Raw genomic sequence first — 22,575 nt, forward strand, 5'->3', positions numbered from 1 at the left:
TCCAACCGTTAGAAGGACTGCAATGGCTACCGAAGACCAGACCCCCACCACCCCCGGTGCTCCCACGCCCGCTCTCGGCGGCTCGCGCGTGGACCGCACCACCCCGGCCCGTCCCACCGCGGACGACACCGCTGCCGGCAAGACGACCATCGCCGACGGCGTGGTCGCCAAGGTTGCCGGCATCGCTGCCCGTGAGGTTCCCGGCGTGTACGCGCTCGGTGGCGGTGGCGCCCGTGCGATGGGTGCGATCCGCAGTGTGGTGAACGCCGATGACAAGTCCCAGGGCGTCAAGGTCGAGGTCGGCGAGACCCAGGCTGCCGCCGACATTACCATCGTCGTGGAGTATCCGATGCCGGTCCAGGAAGTCGCTTCCAACGTCCGCGCCGCGGTCAGCGGTGCGATCAGCCAGCTGGTCGGTCTCGAGGTCGTCGAGGTCAACGTCGAGGTCAACGACGTGCACCTGCCGTCGGACGACAAGGACGAGGAAGAGTCGCGCGTCTCATGAGCCCGACCGTCACCGGCGCCCTGATGGGCGTCATCCTCGCCGTCTCGATCCTGCTGTTCGGGTTCTGGGGATTCCTCCTCGTTGCCCTGTTCATGGGAATCGGCGCGCTCGTCGGTCGGATCATGTCGGGCAAGCTCGACGTGCGCGGCCTCGCGAACGCGTTCTCCGGCCGGCGCACCTCGTGATGAGTGCGGCTGGAGCCGGCCAGGCCGGCGGCGACCTCACGCGGGTCGCCGCCGGGGCGTCGCACGACGCCTCGCCTTACCCTGGCCGCATCACCATCAAAGAGCGCGTGCTCGTGAAGGTCGCTGAGGAAGCGACTGCCACCACCCTTCGGGTGGATCGCGGTGACGTATCGGTGGGGGTGTCGGAAGCGCGGGGCGGAATAGCCCTGACGATCCGCACACCCCTCCCGATCCCACACCTGGACGACACAGCCGCCATTCGTGCCGGCGCCCCGGTCCTGGAGCGTGTGCAGACCGCGCAGGAGCAACTCCGGGACCGCATCGCGCACGTCACCGGACGTGAGGTCACCCGGGTGAACATCACCATCACGGGTGCCGTCATCGCCGAGCAGAAGAAGAGAGTGAAATGAGCTCCCCCGCCTTCCGCCGCGTCCTGCGGCGCGAAACCCACTCGCCCCGCACCGTCGCGATGATCATCGCGGTCGTGCTGCTGCTGGTCGTGCTGATCTACATCGGTACCGAGATCGTGCTGTTCCTGCTCGCACAGCCCGCGCTGCTGCTGGGGCCCGCGGCCGCGGCGACGTGGCTCATCGGGTTGCCGACCGCGCAGCCCGGATGGCTCGTCGCCGTCTTCGGGGTCGTGATCGCCGTGCTCGGCGTCATCTTCGTCTTCCTCGCCCTAGCCCCCGGGCGGCTGTCCAAACACCAGATGCAGCACGAGAACCGTGCTGTGCTCGTGGACAACGGCGTGATCGCCGCATCTGTCGCCCAGCATCTGAGTGACGAGACCGGCATCGCCCGCGAGGACATCACCGTCGGTGTCTCGCACCGCACCGTCGATGTCACCGTGCGCCCCGCCGTCGGCGTGCCCCTCGACAAAGACCCGATCCAGCAGCTCGCGGCCACCGAGGTGGACAGCTACCAGCTCACACCCAAGGTGAAGACCCGCGTGCGCGTGGAGCGCCCGAAACAAAACGAGGACGAGCAATGAACCGCACCAACCGTGCCTTGAACAGGATCGTTCTGTTCATCGTCGGCATCCTGTTCCTGGCCATCGGCACCGTTCTGGTCGCCATCATCGTGTGGCCCGCTGGCGCAGAATACTGGACCGGAGCAACCGAGGCCGGGCAGGGATGGCTGGACAACGCGATTGCCACCACAACAGTCGGAGCGACCACCATCAGCTGGATCGCTGTGGCCGCCATCGTGCTGATCCTGTTCCTCGTCATCCTCCTCATCGTCGCGCTCACCCGAGTCGGCGGTGGACGCTCCCACACGGTTCTGCGCTCCACAGGAGCGCAGAATCCACTTGGACGCGTCACCGTGCAGGAATCGTTCGTCTCCGACGCTCTCAAGAACTCCCTGGACCAGCGCGACGAGATCCTGTTCTCCTCAGTCACCGCCAACGACATCCGCAAGACCCCGGTCATGCACGTCAGCGTGACACCGCGGCAGAACACCTCCCCATCCCAGGTGGTCGCAGACGTGGACCAACTCGTCTCCAACCTGGCGACGTTGACCGGAAAGAACGTCCAGACGTACATCTCCGTGCACTCCGGCCTGCGCGCCAAGCTCGCGCACGACCAGCGCCGTCTTTCCTGACCGCCCGTAAAGGATCGACATGACCTACCTCCGCATCCTGTTCGTCGCCGCCATCGCGTTCGGCGCCTACACGCTCGGCGCTCGCGCCGGCCGTGGCCGGTACCGCTCCATCAAGAAGAACGCGAAGAAGGCGTGGAACACGCAGGGCGTGCGCTCCGCGCGCAAGACCACCAAGGCCGGCAGCCGCAAGCTGACCCGCGCCATCGCCAAGTAGCCGGAACGGAACCCTCATGGCCTCAGACACCGACCACACCGTCGACCACGCCGCCGACACCGTACGCGACGCCATCGATAACACCTCGAACGCCGCGAAGGACAAGACCGATGACCTCGGCCACATCGTGACCGACACCGTCGACAAGGCCCGCATCCTCATCAACGACGGGCTGGACAAGCTGCGCACCGCCTACACCGACAACCCGGCACGCGTGCTCACCATCGGCGCGGTCTCCCTCGCCGGCCTGATCGCCATCCTCGCCACCCTCGCCCGCCGCGACTGACCCGTCGCAAACCCGCACAGAAAGAACAACCCCATGGGATTCCTCGGATTTCTCCTCCTCGGCCTTATCGCCGGCGCCATCGCCAAACTCATCCTCCCCGGCAAACAGGGCGGCGGCTGGTTCATCACCCTCCTCCTCGGCGTCGTCGGCGCCCTCCTGGGCGGATGGCTGGGAAGCGTGCTGTTCAACGCCCCCTTGGAGGAGTTCTTCTCCCTGCAGACCTGGCTCCTCGCCATCGGCGGATCGCTCATCGTCCTCCTCATCTACGGCTTCTTCGTCGGCCGTAAAGCCAAGTCCTAAACGCACCTCGCTCACAGCTCACACTCACCGATAGGAACCGCACCATGACCGGTCGCAACACTCTTGTTCGATCCCTGCACGACGTGGGGCTGGCCGCATGGTTCGGAGGCACCCTGATGGGCGCCGTCGGCCTCAACGGCGGCACCGCGAAAGCCACCGATCCCGCAGAGCGCCTGCGACTGTCCTCCATCGGGTGGGCCAAGTGGGCGCCCGTCCAACTGGCCGCGATCATCGCGCACGGCATCGGCGGGGCCGGCCTCATCCTTGGGAACAAGTCACGGTTGGCCGCTCAGCCGGGATCCCGCACGAACACGAAAGTGAAGTTCGCTCTCACCGCTGCCGCTGCCGCTGCCACCCTGTACGCCGGGATCCTCGGCACCAAGATCGCCAAGCATGCTGACGAGGGCGGCGAGGGCGTCACCGAAGCTGACGAGGTAGCGTCGCCGGAGCTGACCTCCGCGCAACGCCAACAGCGTGTCGTGCAGTGGGTTCTCCCCGCCCTCACCGGTGTTCTCATCGTGCTCGGCGCACAACAGGGCGAACAGCAACGTCCTGTTGCCGGGCTCCTGCACCGCCTCACCCACCGGAGCTGAGCATGTCGAGCCAAAAGCACGACCCGAAGCCCGCCGACGATGCCGGCGAGGAACAGGACTCCAACACGCCTCGCGAGCCTCTCCCCGAGACCACGGACGACGAAGGTCGCCCGCTCGAAAACCCTTCGGGCTGATCCGGCGTGCACGCAAACCCGCTCATCACCACAACAACTGACAGGAGACCACATGAACGATTCGCGCATAGACCGCTCCACGCAGGGCGATGACGAGGACTACACCTCGGTAGATGACGATTCCGCAGCATCAGCGGGATCCGAATCGCCTGAAGAGGGCCAGGCGGCGATGGATGCCGCCGAAGACGCCGTCATCAACTCCGACGACGACTGACCACCACACACGCCCCGCACACGCGGTGCACCACCACAAGGGAAGGGAACCCGATATGGGACTCGACGACAAGATCAAGAACGCCGCGCAGGACCTCACCGGCAAGGCCAAGGAAAAGCTGGGCAACGCCACCGACAACGACAAGCTCGCCGCCGAAGGCGCCGCCGACCAGGCAGAGGCGAAGGTCAAGAAGGCTGCTGAGAACGTCAAGGACGAACTCAAGTAACTAGCCGGGTGGGGAGGAACGTGCCCCCCGCGGGTCCTCCCCACCTTCCCCTCGAGAATATTAACGTCCAGAAAGATCTCACGATGACCGAGAACGACAAGCCGCTGTCAGAGGACACCTCCGTGGAAGGTCCCGAGGCGGAGACCCCCACAAACGACTCCGACGGCACCACCAAACCGGTCGGGCTCGGGGGCGACGGAACGATCCCCAACCACCCCGGCGGCATCGCGGCCGGCCACACCGGCACCGCGTCCACCTTCGAACCCGAAGAAGACGAGCACGCCGAATAGGCACTCGGAACACGCAAGCCGGTCGCACGCCAGCCCGAGGCGCGGCCGGCTTGCGCCGTTCCCACGAAAGGACCCACCCATGACCCGTCGACTCGCCATCGTCTGGAACCCGTCCAAGACGGACAAAGACACCCTCAGCGAAGGGCTCACCGTGTCCCTTCAGGAGGACACCACTCCCGACGTGTCCTGGTGGGAGACCACCGAAAGCGATCCCGGCGGAGACGCCACCCGCCGCGCCGTCGAATCAGGCCCCGACCTCATCGTCGTCGCCGGTGGCGACGGCACCGTCCGTGCTGTCGCCGAGCACCTCGCCGACATCCAGTCGCCCATCGAACTGGGCATCGTCCCGCTGGGCACCGGGAACCTCCTCGCCCGAAACCTCGACGTCCCCTTGAACGACATTCCCGCCGCCTTCACTCGAGCCCTCACCGGCACCCCGCGTGACGTGGACATGGGCTGGGTGGACGTGGACCTGACCGACGGCAAAGAGCGTCACGGGTTCGTGGTGATGGTGGGATTCGGGATCGACGCGCACATGATCGCCGAGACCGACGATGACCTCAAAGACAAAGCCGGCTGGCTCGCTTACGTCGAATCCCTCGGTCGTGCTTTCGCCGCCAGCGATGTCGTCCCCTTCCACATCACCGTCGATGACCAGCCCGCCCGCGACGAAGAAGGGCATACTCTCCTCATCGCCAACTGCGGCACGCTCCAAGGCGGGTTCACCCTGCTTCCCGACGCGGACCCGTCCGACGGTGAACTGGACTACCTGCTGCTCAGCGCAGAAGGCGTCGCGCAATGGGCGGGAACACTGAAGACGATGCTGTGGGACAACGGACTCAAACGCCTCATCAGCAGTACTGATGAGACCACCAGCACCGATACCGTCACCCACGCCCGTGCCCGAAAACTTGAAGTGACCCTCCCCGGCCCGCGCCCCTTTGAAATCGACGGCGAGCAGATCGGCGACACCGACTCATTCACCGTCACGGTCCAGCCCGCGGCCCTCCACATCCGATAGCCACGCGTGGCCGTCGATCACCGCCGCAGAACGCGCCCAGTCGCGACACGGATACGCTGACGAGAAACGGAGGAAGAGAGAAGAGTTTGGGTCTGTTCATCTACGGCACCATGCCCAGCATCCCCTTAGAAGACCGGATCCTCGCGCACCTGCGGATCGTTGCGATGAACAAGCTGCGGCGTAGTGAACCATTCATGCTGGACCTTGATACCGGTGAGGTAGCTGCGCGCCGCGCACTGTGGATCCACCCCGCGGTGCCGCTACAGTTCCACTTCCACGGCAGCCGCGAACCACGCATCAATCGCGATTGGATAGAGGAGCTCATGCGGGCCGCGAACAGCGCTCACGGACTCAGCCTCCTCCCCGAACCGGGTAGCGCGCTCCGCGGTCGACACCGTACAGAGCGAAAACAATCCCACCGGGATCGCTTACCGCCCCCGCGCTCCGATGCACCTCTCCTGGAGTCCGAGGTCAAAATATTCGATGACTCAGAATGGTCGACGTGACCCCGATTCTCACGCCACCAGAAGATGACGCTGTCGCGCGGGGTTATGGCACCGCCGGCGAGCTTGCCCAAGACCGCCGCATCGGCGACGATGATCTGACGCACTGGCCCACCCGCTTCGGAGCGGCACTCGCGGCATCCGCTTGCTGGCTCGCCGAGAAGCTCGGTCCGTACGCGGCGCTGCTCATCAGCCTCGCGGTCGGGCTCGCGATCGCCTTCGGGTTAAGCGTCGTCGCCGTCGAGGTCTACGACGCGGTCACTGACGAAGACGGCGTCGCGGGGCTCGACCGCCCGCTCCTGGATCTGTCTCTGCAGTTCAGGAATCCGACGACGGATGCCGTCATCACCGCGATCACCGATGCGGCGGGAACGATCGGGATGCCGATCATCGCCATCAGCGCGATGCTCATCCTCGGCATCCGTCGACGTTCGTGGACGCCCGTCATCCTCATCACGGTCGCTGCCGCAGGCTCGCTGCTGATGACGGTCGCCGGCAAAGAGCTCATCGGGCGCGAGCGTCCTCCGCTGGTCGACGCCGTGCCGCCGTACGAGTACTCGCCGTCGTTCCCGAGCGGTCATACCCTTAACGCCGTCGTCGTGGTCGGGATCATCGTCTACCTCATCCTGCTGCGGCAGCACTCCCGCCGAACCCGCGTGCTCACGATCACGGGAGGCGTGGTGTTCGCCGTCGTGGTGGGGCTCAGCCGCGTATACCTCGGTCACCACTGGTTCACCGACGTGCTCGCCGGCTGGCTGCTCGGTGCCGCGTGGCTCGCCATCGTCATTACCGCGCACCGCATCTATCTCACCGCCCGCGCTCACCGTCCGGCGGGGCCGGCGTCGTCGGACCAGCTGTCCGCCTTGGGATGACACGCTCGCTAGAACCCTGAGCTCGCGGTGGATGTCCGCGCTGTCCGCGGCAAAGGGCGCACGTCAGTGCGCGGCGTTGCGTCCTGTCTCGTCTGAGGGGTGCGCGAGCGGAGTGATGTCAAGGTGATCGAGCAAGTCTTGGGGTGAGTCGAATACGGCAATCGAGCCCGCGTCGATGAGCTCCGCGCGTGAGGAGCCACCGGTGAGCAGGGCGATAGTGGGCACGCCGAGTTTCACGGCTGCGATGACATCCCAGGTGGCGTCTCCGACCATGATGGCGGAGGACCGGGAGACTTTCTGCAGCGCTGTTTCGACGAGTTCGGGTGCGGGTTTGCTGTCGGAGACGTCATCGGAAGTGGTCCACGCGTCAGCGAGTTCCCGTGCGCCGATCAGTTCCAGGCTGTGCTCGACGTGGGCTGCTTTTCCGGAGCTTGCCAGCACGATCTGGAATCCTCGTCGCTTCACCTCGGCGAGCAGCTCGTGCGCGCCCGGAAGGGGTTGGATCTCGTCTATCAGCAATTGAAACTCTTCATCCCATGAGCCTCGTACCTCATCTCCGTGGGCCTTTTCGGCGTCGGGGCCGGCGAGCTCGGTGATGAGCTTGTCGCCACCCATACCGATGGTTCGGTGGATGCGCCAGATCGGCACCGTGATGTTGCTTCGGCGTAGCGCCCGGTACCAGGCGAGGGTGTGCTGGTAGTTGCTGTCGACGAGTGTTCCGTCGACGTCGAAGATGACGGTGTCTGGCATGGCGTTCGTCCTTCGGTTATGTGACAGCGGGGTTCGGCTGGTGCCCGCCGGTGGTGGCGTGCTCGTCGATGTCAACCTCCTCCCGCCGAAGGGCGTCGTCAATACGGTGCTCGCTGGGGACGGAGGTCACCCGGATCGTGACGGTTTCCACGGGGACGATGGCCGTGGTGATGGCGAGTTGCTCTTCGTGGAGGACCATCGTGATGGGCGGGGCCGGGTCGGTGTCCATGCGGGAGCGGAACTCATCCGGATCGATGACAGGGGTGCGGGTGATGCGGATCTCTTCGCGTCGGACATCGGCGGTGAAAGTTCGCCGCTCCGTGATGATGTACTTCTCGATGCGCACCGTCTCGAGGGCAATTGTTTCTGTGGCGACGTGCAGGATCTCTTCGTGCCGCACCACCGCGGCGGCAGTGCTGTCGTCGTCGGAAGAGATCATCGCCGGGGATTCTGCGGGCCGGGCCTATTCGCCTTCCGGGATCGGAAGAACTTCACGGCCAGGGGGAAGATGATGGGGAGAAAGCGGATCAGCGTGCGAATCATGGGGTTCCTCTCAAGCGTGACGGGTGCGCTGGCCCCGCTCAAGGCGAGGCCAGCGCACCCGGGTGGGTGCAGGTGGATCAGCGGCGAGGCGGCAGCGGCGGGCGCTGCGGCTGGTTGCGGGTGGCGTTCTGCACCTGCTCCTTCGCCTGCTTGGCCTGCTCAGTGACGCTGGGCGCGTTCTTGGCTTCCTGCTGGATCTTCGGCGCTTCTTCCTCGGCCTTGGTGAGCATCGCTTCCCAGCGCTGCTGCATCGGCTTGATCAGTCCGCCACCGGCACCGACGATGATGACGCCGGCGATGATCGCGAGCACGGCGATGAGGATCGGCGTGGTGACGGTCGTGGCGACCTCGATCTGGTTCAGCGCGGCGGTGACGCCGAGGAACAGGATGAAGATCGCGACGATGTTGCCGAGGATCTTGCCGTAGGAAAGTCCGCCCAGGGTGTTCTGGATGAGTCCCTTCGCGCCGGCGGCGATGGCTGCGGCGATGACGACGATGATGATCGCGACGATGATCTTCGGCAGGAATCCGATGATGCCTTCGAGCAGGTCACTGACCGGGTTGGGGCCGAAGACCCCGAACGCGAACTGCAGGACGAACAGTACGAGGGTGTAGTAGACGATCTTCCCGACGATGTCGGATGCGTCGAGCTTCGACTGCGCGAGCGCCTTCTTGATGCCGCCGCGTTCGACGAGTCGGTCGAAGCCCACCTTTTCGAGGAGCTTTTCCAGGCCCTTGGAGATGAGCTTCGCGACGATGAGGCCGACGATGAGGATCAGCAGGAACAGCAGGGCGAGCGGGACGAAGGCGATGACGACCGCGAGGGCGTCTTGCAGTGCTTGGAGGAAATTCATGATGGTGACTCTCTTTCAGATGGTTTGGTGACGCACACCGAGTGGGCTCGAGGGTTGTCAGGTGATTTTCGGTTGAGGCGGCGGGCTCAGATGGGTGGGGTCGTGCCGGTCAGGAGCCCGCTCTGAAACTGACCGGCACGACTGTGGGCGTCTACCTCGAAGGATCCGAGTCGACGTCAGGGTCGACGAGTTCGATCTCTTCGTGAGACACATCTGCGGTCACCTGCTGCTGCTCGGTCACCGTCTCGGTGCCCAGGCGCACTCGCTCGACGGGAACGGTTTCCTTGCTGGTGACGACTCGCTCCCCGGTGAGGACCACTTCGTGCTCCTCCGAGGTGAGCTCCCCGCCGCTCATCGCGTCGCCGAGGTTGGCGTCGGTGATGGGTTCGCGGGTGACGGTGATCTCTTCATGGCTGACCGGGACGGTCTTGGTGACCTGTTCGGTGACGATGTGCTTGCGCAGACGGGCACGGCCGGTCTCGACCTTCTCCGTGCCGACGTGCAACTGCTCCTCGGAGCGGGTCATCGCATCGTCGGTGTTCGGCCCGGAAGTGTCGTAGCCTTCGGCCGCGTCGTCGCGGTCGGTCCGTCCCGAGCTGTCGGCGTCCTGGTCGTACAGCGGTGCGGCCGGTTCAGGTGTGCCGTTGCCGTAGTAGTGGTACAGCGCCGCTTCTTCTTCGCGAGTGATGGACCCGTCGCTGGAGATCCGGGGCGCGTCCTTGACCATGTCCTTCGGGTAGGAGACCCGCACCCGGTCGCCGTCGAACGACGCGTCCTGGAGTGGAGCGAACGTTTCGGACGTGCCGAACAGCCCGGTCTTGATGGTGACCCAGGTGGCTTCCTGCGTCTTGTCGTCCAGGTATACCTGTCCGACGGATCCGATCTTGTCGTCGTCGCTGCCGAACACGTCAGCGCCGATGAGGTCGTTGATTCTGTTGGTGTCAATCATGGTGATGGTTCTCTTTCCTCCCAGGACGGGCGCCCGGGACGTGAGGGGTGGGGTGGATCAGCGGCCGAGGCCGGCCTTGTCGACGCGACGGTGGTACCGCATTCCCGCGGCCCCGCCCAGGACCGCTCCGGCAAGGGCGATGACCGCTGCGACGATGACGGTGATGATGCTCCCGGCGGTGAGTTCGCCTTCGTTGATGGGAATCCGGGGGAAGCTGTTCAATGTGCCGAGGATGTTGAACTGCGCTCCCGCCACGGCCGTCAGAACCGCAAGTACCACGGCGATGATGAGCGCCCACAACCAGACCGCGACGCCCTGCTTCACGCCGTCGAATCGCGCCATCCGGCCGGCCACATACCCGCCGCAGAGGTAAGCGACGAGCAGAATGACAGCCAGCACGATGGCGCCCACGACTCCGACGGTGCCCGCGTTCTCTGACACGGCTTCTGCCGCCTCGTTGGGTTGACCTCGCTGCCCAGTCCGACCGCGGTGCCGGTGGCCGCGAGGACCGCGGTGAGGATGACGGCCGTTCCGGTGGCAGTCAGCCACCCGAAGAACGCGGACCCGAACTTCATCCCGCCGTAGCGCGCCTTCTCCCGCTCCAGAACCTCATCACGGGTGCTAACGCCACCAGCCACCGAATAGGCGGCCGTGTCGGACCGGTCCGATCTGACCGGAACGTCCCGGCGATTGACGGAACTGTCATCGCGGTTTGCTGACATGTCTGCCTTTCCTTGAGTATTGAGCGCGGTGGCAGATGCCGAAAGCTCGACCGCACGTACGGCCACTGCAAGTAATGTTTACACCGTAAGCGTGGGGCCATTTGGGTATTTCCGAGAGAGGATTGACAGCGGAGGCACTTGTGAGTAAAAGCTCGAACAGCCCTGCTGCACCCAAGCTCAGCCGCGAGCTGATCATCCGAAGCGCGCTGGAGATGATCGACAGCGTCGGAGCGCAGGGACTGTCGATGAGATCCCTCGGCCAGCGACTCAACGTCGAAGCCATGTCGCTTTATCGCCACGTTCACGGACGAGAAGATCTCCTCGAGGGCGTCGTCGCACTTCTGATGACCGACCTCACCGCGACCCTCAAGAAGGAGTCCGGCGAGCACTGGCAGCCGTTCCTGCAGGCTGTTGCGCACGGAGTGCGCAGCATCGCGACCGAACACCCTCTGGCGTTCCCCTTGGTCGCCACGCGACACCCGGCAGCGCCATGGCTGCGCCCGCCTTTGCGAAGCGTCGAAGTCGTGAACACGTTCCTCAGCGCCCTCATCGAGCAAGGCTTCACCGACGATCAAGCCGTCGACGCCTACCGATCATTCAGCAGCTTCCTGCTCGGCCAACTGCTCCTCGAGTCCGCCATCCGCGGCGCACAGACAGGACCGGTGGAAGAACCACTCGACGAAGGCGACGCCGACCTCCCCGGCCGCGACGGCAACGTCACGCTCGACGACGCTCCCGAAGTCGAGCGACTCCGGGAGCTGCTTAGCGAAGACCGAAGCCACGAAGAGTTCGAGGTATCCCTCGAGGCGCTCCTCGACCGACTCGACCATCAACTGTCCCAATAGGTGGATGGTCGCTCCACTGTCAAGGTGTGCACTGACAGTTCTGTGCACGCAATGCAGCCTTACCTCCCTAGCGAAAGTGTGATGAACATCATTCCCTCTAGGGCGTCGGCCGCTTCGGTGAGATCGCCGCTATGCCGGCTACCGCGCGGTCAGATCTGGCGGATGCGAAGGAAGAAGGGCCGAGAGCTCCACGCCCAGCACCTGCGAAATCGCAAGCAGTGTCATCAGTCGCGGGTTGGCCGCCGTGTCCGGACGGGACTCGCCCTTCTCGAGCTTCTGAAACGTGTACCTACTCAGGTTTGCTTCGTATGCGACGCGGTCTTGGCTGTAACCACGGGCGAGCCGCTGACGCTGAATGTTCGTTCCTATCTCACGGACGTACGCGCTCCAGTTGGAGCTCGGGTCCGGATCAATGCGCACCCTCTCAGGCTTGCCGCGAGGCCTCCCCAAGTAGGCCTAATCGGTATGGCATTCTCTTGCCCATGGGATTCGATCTTGTCGACGTGCGCGGCTTCCAGATGGCCGCGCGCGATCCCTTTCTCGAGGCACTAATTGCAATCGTCTCCGAGCCCAATGGTTTATCGACCGCACAGCATGCATACGAGGCGGCGCGGGACTGGTGGGATGAGCATTCGCAGGGCCCAACACCTGCCGAACTGCTAGATGCGATGTTCGAGCCCCACGACTGGCTGACCGTCATCGCGGATAAGGAACGGTCACGCGGTGACCAAGAGGCGCACCTCCAACTACTGCGTGACTGGCTGCTTCTCTACTGGTGTCGGACCGGCGCGATCAGCTTCACCGCCGGCGCGGGTGAAGTCGTGCGACCTGGCAGCCTCGCACTAGCCCAGCCTGCGTCGAGACGAGTTGATCAGGTTGACGTGGGGGTCTGAGCGAAAGGTGAGGTCGTGAGTGAGCATCCGACGGCGATGGATCTCGTCCAGAGCGCCCGCAATGGTGAGATGTCGCAAGACGAACTCGTCGCGACGCTGTCGAAATGGCAGTTCGAGCCGACGTACCGCACGACGGGTTTGGCCGATGACTGGGAAGCGCGGCCCAACAGCTTTGACGCTGTCGAGTACGCCTACCTCACCGGACTGCTGGATGAAGACGCCTACCGGTATCTCTTCGAAGCTGTTGGTCGGGATCGTTGACCACCAGCCTGCACGGGTGGTGCGACCTCCAGCCGCGGTTGACCGCGCGCCCGTGCATCGACAGCCGTGTCTCGATTGCCAGTCCTGTGAAGGGAGCACTGATGCCCACCGATGACCCGTCAGACGGATCTGATCGCCTTTACACGCTCGCCGAGGCGGCCGCAGAGTTGCAGCGAATTGCCGACGCGCTCTTCGATAACCCGAGCGACGCTCCTGAACACCTCCTCGCCGCGCTCGACGACCTCCACGCCTCATACATTGCCCCGGGGAGCGAAGAGTCGGACGCCGAGGCAGAGGCGGAGTAGTCGCGACGGTCCGCGTAGCTGTCCCGTGCCTTCCGCCTACTTCGGCCTTCTATAGCGACCAGAGCAGTGCGGGCACCCCCGACCGGCCGAACGGCTATATACCGCGGCTTCCCAGCGATGCCCAGCCGCGCACTGCCAGGCAACCCTTCTGCCTGAGTGGGGAAGTACTTCCTGTGGCTTCAACTCGTTCGAGGCGTCCCATTCCGCCGCGAGATCGGGGCGGACCGTGGCCAAATCGGTGACACCCGCCAAGGCGCGCTTGCGGCTGCAGAACGGACAGCCCTGGCCCGACGAGCGATTGTTGATCGCTGCCTGCCAGCCGTGTCCACACTGACCAACCCACCACACCTTCTTCGCAGACTTTGCACCGACGAACGAAGGCGACGACTCGCCGTTCCGCTCGTAGTCCCATTCGGCCGCAAGATCCGGCATAACGGTCGCCAAGTCCGACTCACCTGGACTCGCCCGGTTGCGCGCGCAGAAGGGGCAGCCCGAGCCGTTTCGGGTGCGGTTGGCGATGCTCGCCTGCCATCGGTGCCCCTGTCCGCACACCCACCGGATGCGACGATTCGACCTCGCGCCGACCCCGTCCGGGTCACCCGCATTCGCTCCTGGAGTTCGGTCCCACTCCGCCGCGAGCTTGGGATACTCGGTACGGAGGTCAGTCTGACCGGGCCACGCCGCTTGTCCGGCGCAGTATCGACACCCCGCGACCGACCGCACGTACGGCGATGTCTCCCAGCGGTGGCCGCGATCGCAAACCCAGCACGCCTTCACGGACGTCCCTTGTTGCCCCCAAGGGTCGCGGTCGCCAGCGTTGCGTGTCCAGTCCCATTCAGCGATCGCCTGCGGAGATCGCTGAATCCACAAAGGGTAGGGGGCAGATACGTCGATGATTGCCGAGGTGTCGACGACCTCCAACGGGACATCGAGGTATTCGATGCGGGTCGCGCATACTTCACGGCGTAGGGGGCGTAGCCACAGCACAATCCGCTCCACGAGAACCTCGATCGGTCCGTCGACAGAGGCCAGAGCGCTCCTGATCGCATGGCGGAGGTCGACCGACGAGCACGCGGCCAGCCGCTGGACTCGTTTCGCGTCGGAAATCACCTCGAGCACAGTGATGGTCTCCGCGTAGAGCGCCGCGCGGCCGCGGACCTCCCGGTCGTCTGCGCAGAGCGATAGTGCTGCGTTCCACCCCTCGGGTCGCGTCAGCCACGCGTTGTCACGCACCATCTCCCATGCCCGAGCGTGCAAGCGCGGGCTGACGTGGCCGCGGGTCACGAGGCGGCGAAACCTGCGCTCGGCTTTAAATAGGGCTCTGTCATGAGACACGATCTGCTGTGTCTCAGTGGTCGTACCTGGACCCACCCAGACCATCTGCCCCGGATGTCGAAGGCACCAGTTCTCGCGATCGTGCGGGATCTGCTCCACCTGATCGCGAGCCGAGCAGAGGCGGCAAAGGAAGCGCTGGGGATAGGTCAAGGAGGGGTTCGGTTGTGCGATATCGCGCAGGCGAAGGTAGTGGCCCTGGGGCCGTCCGGCGGCCGCCTCGACGATTGCGGCGGCCGCACCCTCGTCCTTCCACACCCGGTATATGTATCGCTGCTTCTCGGAGGTGAGCCCTCGCTCCACGTCCTCGAACGGGACCCCCGTAGCTTGGCACTGACGCTGTGCGTACGAGCGTGGTGTCTCCAGTCGGTACCACTTCGGCCGGATCGCCCATGCCCGAGTGTCAGTCACGCCGCCTCAACCAAGTCTTCGATCGTGATCGGGTGCCGAACCGGTGTCGTGTGGCGCAGGCCGTCGAGCACGGTGAAGAGCCGGTGGCGGGTGACCTGCTCGTCGCGCCGGCGGTGGTCGTCGAGAATTGAAGCGACCAGCCGTTCAACGATCAGAGCGAGTACTGCGAGACGCCCGTCGGCGGCCTTCTGCAAAGCCCGGGCATTCCGCGTCAGGGTGCCAGGAGCGTGTTCGCAGAGAGGGAGATTGCGATCGAATGTTGTGACCCAGCGGTCCCATAAAGCGCGCCCGGCATCGGTCTCGTCAGCCCGACGCAGCTCCACCATGTCGCATCGCATCGTGACCTGCAGACCGTCGCCCTTACCGAAAGCCGTTCCGCTGGCGAGGCTGATGCCGACCAAGGCCACCGTCGCTGACGACTCGTTCTGCAACGCCTTGATGATGCTGGAGGGCTCGCTGCCCCCGAGATTGTGAGCCTCATCGATCACGAGAAGCTTCGTGCGGTGGAGGCGCAACAGATCAACGGCGCGGTGCCGGAGTTCGTCTGTGGTGATGCGCGTCGGCAGCGCGATGGTCGGCGTGACGAATCGGATGATCTGCGCGAGCAGGGCCTTACCGGTCGCGTGGTCGGTCATCTCGACCCAGACCACGGGAACTTCGCCGTTGTCGGCGTACTCCGGGTATCGCCTGGCGTGTTCATACTCGACGGAACGAGCCAGAAGCAGGGCAAGTTCGGTCTTTCCGTAGAACATCGGGGCCGAGATCATGAGTCCCCGGCGGGAGTTCTTGCGGCGGGGATTGGAACTGATGAGCTTGGCGAGGATGCCGGCGCTGAGGTCTTGCTCGGGGGTCGGCACCCGCAGCGTCAGTCGCAGAAAGTCATCCCGTGCCTGGTCATACGCTGAGCGATCGTCAGTGGGCAGGGCAGCGTAGTCAGCGAACGAGAGGGCCGGCGGAGGCGGTGGGAGCGAGCTAAAGGCCTCTCGTAGGCCGGGCAGGGTGGTCTTGCGGTCGTGATCCAAGATGAGTGGCTCGACGATCACGAGCGGATGTCCTTGATCGTGACGATGTCGTATGCCGACGAGTTCCAGTCGATGTCGTCTACGTCGACCGGAGCGGCCCACTCTCGCAGTTTGATCGGCGTTGACTCGGCAGATCCTTCAATGGTGTCGCCTGCCATAGCCGGGACGCGTTGATCTCGGAGTTGTCTAGAGCGGGCGCGTTTGTCGCTGCGCGCCCGCCGCTCAACAGAGTCCAAGAACTCTGCAGTCTTCGGAGTCTCACCGCCGTCGCCATCCCCGAACCGCTCAACCAGCTTCACCGCGGTCTCCGCCGCCATCCACGCCGATCGATCATCGAGCGCCGTATCCCAGCACTCGATCCACTCGTTGGTTTCTGGGTGACGTACCCAGACGGCGTTGAGGTTGTACGGGTCGTAACTGATGTCGACCTTGCGGGCACTTCTCGACCCAGGCGAGGCTGTCCCGGTCATCGAGCGCCCCCGGAGATCGGCGAGCAGTTGCGAGTCGTAGGTGCGGTTCTGAAACGCGATGCCTTCGTTGCTGATGACGCGGGGTTTGGTCGGTAGCAGTGCGAAGAAGTCCTCGGCGCGGAACGGCAATTGAACGCCCGGTCCTACCTCGAACAGCGCCGCGTACATCTGGTTCGGCGTCCACTCCCGTCCAGGGAACAGGGGCGATCTCAGTCCGCCGTGTTGAGTGTTGAGGTAGACCGTCGTAATCCAAGTCTCAAACGCGAGGCGCACGGAGTCGAGGGTGAGCGTCGGTGCGTCGCGCTTGCCACGATTGGCTACCGAGTTGCCCGTCGAGCCGGCCAACCATGTCGCGAAGCTCGTCGACGCGGTGCCGAAGTTGCGTTCAACATGCGGCTTCACCGTTGGCGTGTTGGGTGGTGCGAGTACAAGGGTGATGCCGAACGCGCGGCAGGCTGCCTCGAAGGTTGCGGAGCGGTAGTCAGCGCCGCCATCTACGGTGATCGCGTGGGGAAAGATCCACGGGACCGCCAGCGAGTCATCGTCGAGATAGGGGTTGACCCGTTTCATCAGCTCGACCGGGAGCATCGCGGATCCCGATAGTACGGCTGCGGAGGAGCCCGGAATCGCGCGGCGTCCGACGATCGCGCGCGCCAGAAGCAGGGCATGATCGAAACCGTTCGGCGCGTCTGCGTGAATGGCCCACGCGAGGGGAACTCGACTCGCGACGTCGAACAGCACCGTTGCCGTGGGGCGGAACACGTTGCCCTTATCGTCCCAAACCTGCACGTCGAGCTTGGTCGAGTCGATCTCGCAAACCGCGCCGAGACGAGACGCGTTTCCAGAGAAGAACGCGCGATCGGGGCTGTTAGCCGCTGTGCGTCGGGTGGTGGCCTTGGCAAAGCTGTATCGTCCGGCGTCGCGTTCATTTACGTAGCCCTGCAAGGTGCCGTCCTTGATGGTGCAGACAGCATCGCCGGGGTACATGCTTTCCAACGTTCGGCGCACCAGCAACGCGCAGTGGCGTCGAGTGCTGGTCGGCATATCCCTGCGATCGTCGAGTGCGCGATCGATGACGGCAACGAGCCTCGGGTCGGCCTTCGCAATGGCTAGCCGCTTCTTGCTCTTGCGGTGCATTCGAGCGTCAATGCCGGCGGCACCGTGAGTCTGGTACGCGCTCCACAGGTTGTAAAGGGTGCGCCGAGATCGCGCGAGCGACGTGCCCGCTAACTCGGCGGTCTTCGAAGCGATCCGCTGTTCCTGACTCGTCGATGCTGGGTCATAAGGCGGCCGTGGGCTGGTGGCGGTTGCATCCATAGGGACTCCTCGAAAGGCCTCAAGCAGATGCTTCTCCATGTCACGTACGTCACTTGGCCAGGCGCCTTCGCGCGGCCGCAATGGCAGGTCGGTGTTGCGCCGCGCGGTCCCGGCGTGCGAGAGCAACTCCGGGACCGATAGGACTAGCCAGTCGTCGGCGGATCCATCGCGCCGAAGCTTCGCCTCGGTGCCGCGGCGCACTCCCTCCCATACCCAGGTCTCACCGTCGATCTCGACGGCATCGCCTAGCCGAAGCTTGTGATCGTCATGCATTCGCCAACGCTCCTTCCCGGACACGCTCCGAGGTCGTGTAAACGGTGTCGCTGCTGAACGTCGCTGAGAGATCGAGGTCGAGCAGCCCTCGCCACGCGAGGTTGTCGACCCAAGCGCACGCAAGTGGTGGGCACTCCGGCGAGACGATCCGACACAGTTCCCCACGCGTTCTGCCTCCGCGCGCCGCATCCACAATCAGCGTCTCCGCCTGTGCCGTCGGCCTGCAACGGTCGTGACGAGATGCCGATATGCAGTCGAGGTTCCGCGTCGCGAGGGGGTTGTGCCCGGTCAGCACGCGATACTGCCACCCGAGTGCGGCGCAGACCTTCGCCGTCTCGTCGAACTGCAGGCGTGCTCGCTCGTCGACGAGCTCAGCCGGACGAACGTCGAGCAACCCGTAGCTGCCATCGGTGAACTGCGCCAAGAGGTCAGGCACGTGCGAATGCCCGGACAAGCTCGAACCGTGCCCGAACGCGACCGCCATCGGCTGTGACCACAATCGGTCTACCAGGCCGCCGTAGTCCAGCCACAGCACTTCCCAGCGCTCCTCCTGCGACTCACACCACACATGAGTGCGCGAGCGCTGCCAGAAGTAAAGCGCGCCCGTGAAGTAGTGCCGAACGCCCTTTGACGTGCGTACCTGAATCGGATCGATCGCAGCCCAGTCCCGTTCGCCGAGACTTCTGTCGGCGGAGGCATAGTGCTGATGGCCCCCGGCGTGGTCGTCGTTCATACGCGGTATCCAGTGCAGTTCGGTGCGAGCCGAACGGCGCCGGGTTGTGATCTGCTTTGCGATGTCGACCGGTCGCACCTGGATGCCTCCCATCGGGCCCGCAACGCTGCGTGCCTCGTGCTGATGCTTCCGCTGACACAGCGCACTGCTCGGACCCGCGTCGGTGTTTCGCTGCATTCAGTGCAGCGACAACACAGGCCAGTGCAACGAAAAGTGCCTAAATGCAACGGGAACGCGTTCCCGACAAATACTCCTTGACACACCCGCCGCACAGGCATAACGTACAACCAAATGGTTGCACAAAGAGAACTGAGCGAAGCGGAGGTCGACCGTGTCTTCCACGCACTGGCGACGTCGACCCGGCGCGACATCCTGCGCCGGACGATCGAGCGGGAGCAGTCGGTCTCGACCCTCGCCTCCGAATACGAGATGTCGTTCGCCGCGGTGCAGAAGCACGTCGCCGTGCTCGAAGCCGCGAACCTCATCGTCAAGCGCGCCGAGGGACGCGAGCGGCTCGTCCGCGCGAACCCCCAGATGATCGCCCGCGCCAGGGCGCTCCTCGCCCGATACGAAGAGCTGTGGCGGTCGCGCATCGCCCGGCTCGACGATCTGCTGGCCGAGACTCCTCGGTCCAACTCGTCCGACAACAGCGACAGCACGAACACCGAACAAGGAGACTGAACATGCCTGTCACCGACGTCATCACCGATGCCGACAACCTGACCATGACCGTGGTCGCCGACTTCGCCGCCCCCATCGAGAGGGTGTGGAGCGCCTACTCCGACCCGCGGCAGCTCGAGCGCTTCTGGGGCCCTCCCGGATGGCCGGCCACCTTCACCGCGTGGGACCACACCGTCGGCGGTCGTGCGCAGTACTCGATGAACGGTCCGCGCGGGGAGAAGTCGTCCGGGTCGTGGGAGTTCATCTCGATCGATGCGCCGAACGCATTCGAGGTCATCGACTCGTTCGTCGACGAGAACGGCACGCCGCTCGACGGCTTCCCCGCCCAGCGGATGACCTTCGCCTTCGAGTCCACCGCCGACGGCACCCGTATGACCACCACGAGCCACTTCGACTCGGTCGACGCCCTCGAGCAGGTCGTCGAGATGGGCCAGGTCGAGGGGATCAAGATGGCGATGGCGCAGCTCGACACCGTGCTGCAGGATCTCCGCGACTACGCGCAGGGCAAGGGCACGCGACTGGAGCTGCTCGACGACACGCACGTGCGCATCACCCGCCTGGTCGATGGGCCGCGCGAGCTGGTGTGGCGCGCGCACTTCGAGCCCGAGCTCATCCGCAAGTGGATGCTCGGACCCGACGGGTGGGAGATGACGGAGTGCGTCGCCGCCACCGAGGTCGGCCAGTCGTACCGGAACTCGTGGGCGCCGGTCGGCGACACCGAGGGGCAGCCGTTCGGATTCGAGGGGGAGGCGCTCCTGATCGATGCTCCGCGCCGCGCAGTGACCACCGAGCGGATGCAGGGCCTGCCGACCGAGACCCTCAACGATCTGAACCTGTATGAGGAGGACGGCGCGACCCTCGTCACTCTGCTCATCGAGTACCCCGACAAGGAGACGCGCGACATGATCCTCGCCACCGGCATGGTGGACGGCATGGAGTCGTCGTTCGCCCGTCTGGAGCGGGAGCTGCTCGCCGTCTGAGTGTGAACAACTCCTCAGGACCGGCCGGACCCCCGCGGTCCGGCCGGTTCTCCGGCTCTCGGCGCACTGTTCTTGAGGAGTTGTCCACGCGCCGCCTGCCGCACCCGACGCGGAGTCGGCAGGCGGAACCCGATGAGGCGGGATAGGGTGGCGTCACGATGAGGATCACGCGCCGCACTCTGCTCCTCGGCGCCGGAGCCGGTGTCGCTTCGGTGCTGCTCGTCTCCTGTACCCCCGAACCTGCGCCCACGCCCACCCCCACCCGCACGCGTGAGCCGGAGCCTCCGCCCGGGGTTCCCGCCGCGGCAGGGAGCGTGCGCAGCACCTGGACAACGGACCCGTACTCTCTCGGCGCCGTCAGCTTCACCCCGGTCGGTGTGCTGTCCGATACCCGCTCCGCCTTGGCGCGACCCGTCGGCAAGCGGCTGTTCTTCGCGGGCGAGGCGACAGACGTCGACGCTCCCGGCTCGGTGCGCGGAGCCATCGCCTCGGGCACCCGCGCCGCCGAAGAAGTCATGGTCCCGGCGACCTCGGGCGAACGCATCGCGGTGGTGGGCGCAGGACTCGCCGGCGCGACGGTCGCCGCGCTCCTCGCCGAGGGCGGCATGGAGGTCACGGTCTTCGAGGCACGAGACCGTGTCGGCGGGAGGATCCACTCGCGCCTCGACGACTCCTGGCCCGTACCGGCGCAGCTCGGGGCCTGGCTTTTCAACGCGGACGACAGCGAGGTGCTCGATCGCCTGAGCAGCGGGGAGGTCGGGATCGTCGATCTCTCCGGCGAACTCTGGCGTGGAGCCGACGGCGACATCGACCCGGTCGACCCGCAGCCTTTCGACGCCGCGATCACGACGGCCCAGGCTGCTCCCGAAGACACCTCCGTGGCCGACGCGCTGACCGCCGCGGGTATCGACCCTGCTGACCCCGCGACCGCCGCATTGCTCGCGATCCTCGCCGCCCGCACCGGAGCCGGCGCCGACGAACTCTCGAGCTGGTTCGCGCCGCCGTTGCCCACAGGAGACCCGAAGGCGGCGACGGGCGACCTCACGCCGTTCATCGAGAAGACGCTCGACGGCGTCACCGTCGGCCTCAACTCGCCCGTCGCGAGACTGGCGTACGACGACTCGGGGGTGAGCGTGCGTCTCGGTACCGGGGAGGCGCTGTCGTTCGACCGCGTCGTCGTCACCGTGCCGCTCGGGGTGCTGCAGGACCGGAGCATCGAGTTCGACCCGCCCCTGCCCTTCTCCAACCGCGGCGCGGTCTCCGCTCTCGGCATGGGCGCGATCGAGACGGTGTGGCTGCGCTGGGACGAGGCGTTCTGGGACAGCGAGGAGGCGATCTGGCACGCTGTCGGTGCCGATGTGGCGATCCCGACCTGGATCAACCTGCGACCCGCGACCGGGGAGAACGTGCTCGTGGGGATCGTGGGCGGGGCAGCTGCCGCCGACTTCGCGCAACTCGACGAGGACGAGGCCATCGAAGCCGCCCTCGCCTCGCTCTCCCTCTACGTCTGACCGACGCGCTCGTCTGTCGAGGCCTGCACGACCGTCGGAGTCTCCGTGCTCTGCTCGCTCTCCCTGCGCGGCGTTCGCGGCAGCGGCATGCGGCTGATGAGCACGAGCACCGAGGCGACCAGGGCGAACGTCGCGAGGGCGATCGCGGACGACACGAGGAACTCCAGCGGCCCGCTCACCTGTCGCGGGTCGAGGAAGTAGTAGGGGTACCAGCCGATCAGTGGCCCACGGATCATCGTGAACACGCCCCAGAGCACGGGATAGGCGAGCGTCACCGGCACCACCCGCCATGGGACGGAACGGTGCCCGGGGGCGAGTGCCCATGCCGCCACCGTCACTGCGGGCAGCCAGAAGTGGAGCACCTGATCCGACCACGGGACGTCGATGCGGATACCGCGGACCCCGGCCTGCCAGACGAGGATGGCGAACACGAGTCCAGCCGTGATCGTCCAGGTCAGCACGAGAGCCAGCGCGACCGTGAGCCAGCGCGGATCGCGTGCCGTGCGCAGGGCGATCACGCCCGCGATGCTCAACAGCACCACGAACGCGATGTTCGACTGGTTGGTCAGATAGGCGAAGAAGTTCTGGCTGGCGATGGTGTTCGACGCCAGGCCCCAGGCGAGTCGATGGATGAGCGCCACGAGGCAGACGGCGGCGGCGCCGAGGCGGAGCAGGCCGAAGACGGTGCGGGCCTTCACCGCTGCGTCACCACCCATTCCGTCATCCGCCGAGTCTACGGACCGCTCCTCGGAGGAGCCGCCGTGCCGCAGCGGGCGCC

33 protein-coding genes are annotated in these 22,575 nt (G+C 65.5%); 22 read left to right on the forward strand and 11 right to left on the reverse strand.

Features of this window, described 5'->3' with window-relative positions; all coding sequences use genetic code 11:
* Window positions 1–22 precede the first annotated feature (22 nt).
* From HDC31_RS14570 to HDC31_RS14635, 15 genes are all read left to right on the forward strand, one after another.
* On the forward strand, window positions 23–505 hold the full coding sequence (locus HDC31_RS14570; RefSeq protein WP_113680267.1) for an Asp23/Gls24 family envelope stress response protein: 483 nt from the start codon (window positions 23–25) through the stop codon (window positions 503–505).
* Window positions 502–690, forward strand: a complete 189-nt coding sequence (locus HDC31_RS14575) for a DUF2273 domain-containing protein (RefSeq protein WP_061015492.1) — start codon at window positions 502–504, stop codon at window positions 688–690. The genes HDC31_RS14570 and HDC31_RS14575 overlap by 4 nt, the downstream gene beginning before the upstream one ends.
* Complete coding sequence (locus HDC31_RS14580) at window positions 690–1,100, forward strand: hypothetical protein (RefSeq protein WP_113680268.1); 411 nt, start codon at window positions 690–692, stop codon at window positions 1,098–1,100. Before HDC31_RS14575 ends, HDC31_RS14580 begins: the two co-directional genes overlap by 1 nt.
* The gene (locus HDC31_RS14585; RefSeq protein ID WP_113680269.1) at window positions 1,097–1,681 is read left to right on the forward strand and encodes a DUF6286 domain-containing protein; all 585 of its coding nucleotides are present in this window, start codon (window positions 1,097–1,099) and stop codon (window positions 1,679–1,681) included. The genes HDC31_RS14580 and HDC31_RS14585 overlap by 4 nt, the downstream gene beginning before the upstream one ends.
* Window positions 1,678–2,292: a hypothetical protein gene (locus HDC31_RS14590; RefSeq protein ID WP_113680270.1), complete on the forward strand. Its 615-nt coding sequence runs from the start codon at window positions 1,678–1,680 to the stop codon at window positions 2,290–2,292. The genes HDC31_RS14585 and HDC31_RS14590 overlap by 4 nt, the downstream gene beginning before the upstream one ends.
* Before the next feature lie 19 nt (window positions 2,293–2,311).
* On the forward strand, window positions 2,312–2,506 hold the full coding sequence (locus tag HDC31_RS14595; RefSeq protein WP_113680271.1) for a hypothetical protein: 195 nt from the start codon (window positions 2,312–2,314) through the stop codon (window positions 2,504–2,506).
* A gap of 16 nt (window positions 2,507–2,522) precedes the next feature.
* A complete protein-coding gene (locus tag HDC31_RS14600) occupies window positions 2,523–2,792 on the forward strand; it encodes a hypothetical protein (protein ID WP_113680272.1) in 270 nt (89 codons plus the stop codon).
* 33 nt (window positions 2,793–2,825) lie between these two features.
* Window positions 2,826–3,092 (forward strand): GlsB/YeaQ/YmgE family stress response membrane protein, encoded by a 267-nt coding sequence (locus HDC31_RS14605; protein ID WP_061015498.1) that lies wholly within the window; start codon window positions 2,826–2,828, stop codon window positions 3,090–3,092.
* A gap of 44 nt (window positions 3,093–3,136) precedes the next feature.
* A complete protein-coding gene (locus HDC31_RS14610; protein ID WP_113680273.1) occupies window positions 3,137–3,685 on the forward strand; it encodes a hypothetical protein in 549 nt (182 codons plus the stop codon).
* A 2-nt stretch (window positions 3,686–3,687) separates the two neighbouring features.
* Complete coding sequence (locus HDC31_RS20300) at window positions 3,688–3,819, forward strand: hypothetical protein (RefSeq protein ID WP_257022217.1); 132 nt, start codon at window positions 3,688–3,690, stop codon at window positions 3,817–3,819.
* Between the two features lie 52 nt (window positions 3,820–3,871).
* Window positions 3,872–4,033, forward strand: a complete 162-nt coding sequence (locus HDC31_RS14615) for a hypothetical protein (RefSeq protein ID WP_179516276.1) — start codon at window positions 3,872–3,874, stop codon at window positions 4,031–4,033.
* 55 nt (window positions 4,034–4,088) lie between these two features.
* Window positions 4,089–4,259 carry a CsbD family protein gene (locus HDC31_RS14620; RefSeq protein ID WP_113680274.1) on the forward strand — a complete coding sequence of 57 codons (171 nt, stop codon included), beginning with the start codon at window positions 4,089–4,091 and terminating at the stop codon, window positions 4,257–4,259.
* Window positions 4,260–4,342: 83 nt separating this feature from the next.
* Window positions 4,343–4,549 (forward strand): hypothetical protein, encoded by a 207-nt coding sequence (locus HDC31_RS14625; protein WP_113680275.1) that lies wholly within the window; start codon window positions 4,343–4,345, stop codon window positions 4,547–4,549.
* Between the two features lie 79 nt (window positions 4,550–4,628).
* Window positions 4,629–5,570 carry a diacylglycerol kinase family protein gene (locus tag HDC31_RS14630; protein WP_113680276.1) on the forward strand — a complete coding sequence of 314 codons (942 nt, stop codon included), beginning with the start codon at window positions 4,629–4,631 and terminating at the stop codon, window positions 5,568–5,570.
* Between the two features lie 502 nt (window positions 5,571–6,072).
* Window positions 6,073–6,945, forward strand: a complete 873-nt coding sequence (locus tag HDC31_RS14635; RefSeq protein WP_308208619.1) for a phosphatase PAP2 family protein — start codon at window positions 6,073–6,075, stop codon at window positions 6,943–6,945.
* A 63-nt stretch (window positions 6,946–7,008) separates the two neighbouring features.
* Here the strand turns inward: HDC31_RS14635 and HDC31_RS14640 are convergent, their stop codons facing one another.
* The 5 genes from HDC31_RS14640 to HDC31_RS14660 all read right to left on the reverse strand — a co-directional run bounded on the left by HDC31_RS14640 (window position 7,009) and on the right by HDC31_RS14660 (window position 10,482).
* The gene (locus HDC31_RS14640) at window positions 7,009–7,695 is read right to left on the reverse strand and encodes an HAD family hydrolase (RefSeq protein WP_113680278.1); all 687 of its coding nucleotides are present in this window, start codon (window positions 7,693–7,695) and stop codon (window positions 7,009–7,011) included.
* A 16-nt stretch (window positions 7,696–7,711) separates the two neighbouring features.
* Complete coding sequence (locus HDC31_RS14645) at window positions 7,712–8,134, reverse strand: YsnF/AvaK domain-containing protein (protein ID WP_113680279.1); 423 nt, start codon at window positions 8,132–8,134, stop codon at window positions 7,712–7,714.
* 181 nt (window positions 8,135–8,315) lie between these two features.
* Window positions 8,316–9,092: a hypothetical protein gene (locus tag HDC31_RS14650; protein ID WP_113680280.1), complete on the reverse strand. Its 777-nt coding sequence runs from the start codon at window positions 9,090–9,092 to the stop codon at window positions 8,316–8,318.
* Window positions 9,093–9,243: 151 nt separating this feature from the next.
* Entirely contained in the window at window positions 9,244–10,041 is a 798-nt protein-coding gene (locus HDC31_RS14655; RefSeq protein WP_113680281.1) for a DUF2382 domain-containing protein, read from the reverse strand.
* Between the two features lie 57 nt (window positions 10,042–10,098).
* The gene (locus HDC31_RS14660) at window positions 10,099–10,482 is read right to left on the reverse strand and encodes a hypothetical protein (RefSeq protein WP_179516277.1); all 384 of its coding nucleotides are present in this window, start codon (window positions 10,480–10,482) and stop codon (window positions 10,099–10,101) included.
* Window positions 10,483–10,903: 421 nt separating this feature from the next.
* Here HDC31_RS14660 and HDC31_RS14665 point away from each other — a divergent pair, with 421 nt between their 5' ends.
* On the forward strand, window positions 10,904–11,608 hold the full coding sequence (locus tag HDC31_RS14665) for a TetR/AcrR family transcriptional regulator C-terminal domain-containing protein (protein ID WP_113680282.1): 705 nt from the start codon (window positions 10,904–10,906) through the stop codon (window positions 11,606–11,608).
* Window positions 11,609–11,746: 138 nt separating this feature from the next.
* Here HDC31_RS14665 and HDC31_RS14670 read toward each other — a convergent pair whose 3' ends face one another.
* The gene (locus HDC31_RS14670; RefSeq protein WP_220151065.1) at window positions 11,747–12,028 is read right to left on the reverse strand and encodes a helix-turn-helix domain-containing protein; all 282 of its coding nucleotides are present in this window, start codon (window positions 12,026–12,028) and stop codon (window positions 11,747–11,749) included.
* A 62-nt stretch (window positions 12,029–12,090) separates the two neighbouring features.
* Here HDC31_RS14670 and HDC31_RS14675 point away from each other — a divergent pair, with 62 nt between their 5' ends.
* The 3 genes from HDC31_RS14675 (at window position 12,091) to HDC31_RS14685 (ending at window position 13,067) form a co-directional block, all read left to right on the forward strand.
* Entirely contained in the window at window positions 12,091–12,501 is a 411-nt protein-coding gene (locus HDC31_RS14675; RefSeq protein WP_147251163.1) for a hypothetical protein, read from the forward strand.
* Window positions 12,502–12,516: 15 nt separating this feature from the next.
* A complete protein-coding gene (locus tag HDC31_RS14680; protein WP_147251164.1) occupies window positions 12,517–12,762 on the forward strand; it encodes a hypothetical protein in 246 nt (81 codons plus the stop codon).
* A gap of 101 nt (window positions 12,763–12,863) precedes the next feature.
* Window positions 12,864–13,067 carry a hypothetical protein gene (locus tag HDC31_RS14685; RefSeq protein ID WP_113680285.1) on the forward strand — a complete coding sequence of 68 codons (204 nt, stop codon included), beginning with the start codon at window positions 12,864–12,866 and terminating at the stop codon, window positions 13,065–13,067.
* A gap of 36 nt (window positions 13,068–13,103) precedes the next feature.
* On the opposite strand, the gene HDC31_RS14690 is transcribed toward HDC31_RS14685, so the two are convergent.
* The 4 genes from HDC31_RS14690 to HDC31_RS14705 form a co-directional block, all read right to left on the reverse strand.
* On the reverse strand, window positions 13,104–14,657 hold the full coding sequence (locus HDC31_RS14690) for a zinc-ribbon domain-containing protein (protein WP_147251165.1): 1,554 nt from the start codon (window positions 14,655–14,657) through the stop codon (window positions 13,104–13,106).
* A 149-nt stretch (window positions 14,658–14,806) separates the two neighbouring features.
* Complete coding sequence (locus HDC31_RS14695) at window positions 14,807–15,853, reverse strand: TniB family NTP-binding protein (protein WP_179516278.1); 1,047 nt, start codon at window positions 15,851–15,853, stop codon at window positions 14,807–14,809.
* Window positions 15,850–17,892 carry a Mu transposase C-terminal domain-containing protein gene (locus HDC31_RS14700; protein ID WP_179516279.1) on the reverse strand — a complete coding sequence of 681 codons (2,043 nt, stop codon included), beginning with the start codon at window positions 17,890–17,892 and terminating at the stop codon, window positions 15,850–15,852. The genes HDC31_RS14695 and HDC31_RS14700 overlap by 4 nt, the downstream gene beginning before the upstream one ends.
* Window positions 17,885–18,625, reverse strand: a complete 741-nt coding sequence (locus HDC31_RS14705) for a hypothetical protein (RefSeq protein ID WP_179516280.1) — start codon at window positions 18,623–18,625, stop codon at window positions 17,885–17,887. The genes HDC31_RS14700 and HDC31_RS14705 overlap by 8 nt, the downstream gene beginning before the upstream one ends.
* 291 nt (window positions 18,626–18,916) lie before the next feature.
* Between HDC31_RS14705 and HDC31_RS14710 the strand changes: the two genes are divergently transcribed.
* The 3 genes from HDC31_RS14710 to HDC31_RS14720 all read left to right on the forward strand — a co-directional run bounded on the left by HDC31_RS14710 (window position 18,917) and on the right by HDC31_RS14720 (window position 21,797).
* Entirely contained in the window at window positions 18,917–19,306 is a 390-nt protein-coding gene (locus HDC31_RS14710; RefSeq protein ID WP_113680289.1) for a helix-turn-helix domain-containing protein, read from the forward strand.
* Window positions 19,307–19,308: 2 nt separating this feature from the next.
* The gene (locus HDC31_RS14715; protein ID WP_113680290.1) at window positions 19,309–20,286 is read left to right on the forward strand and encodes an SRPBCC family protein; all 978 of its coding nucleotides are present in this window, start codon (window positions 19,309–19,311) and stop codon (window positions 20,284–20,286) included.
* A 158-nt stretch (window positions 20,287–20,444) separates the two neighbouring features.
* Complete coding sequence (locus HDC31_RS14720) at window positions 20,445–21,797, forward strand: NAD(P)/FAD-dependent oxidoreductase (RefSeq protein WP_179516281.1); 1,353 nt, start codon at window positions 20,445–20,447, stop codon at window positions 21,795–21,797.
* Here HDC31_RS14720 and HDC31_RS14725 read toward each other — a convergent pair.
* Window positions 21,788–22,513 carry a Pr6Pr family membrane protein gene (locus HDC31_RS14725; protein WP_113680291.1) on the reverse strand — a complete coding sequence of 242 codons (726 nt, stop codon included), beginning with the start codon at window positions 22,511–22,513 and terminating at the stop codon, window positions 21,788–21,790. The two genes, HDC31_RS14720 and HDC31_RS14725, sit on opposite strands and share 10 nt — an antisense overlap.
* Window positions 22,514–22,575: the final 62 nt, after the last annotated feature.

The sequence above is a fragment of the Microbacterium sp. JAI119 genome (genome assembly GCF_013410135.1).
GTDB lineage: Bacteria > Actinomycetota > Actinomycetes > Actinomycetales > Microbacteriaceae > Microbacterium > Microbacterium oxydans.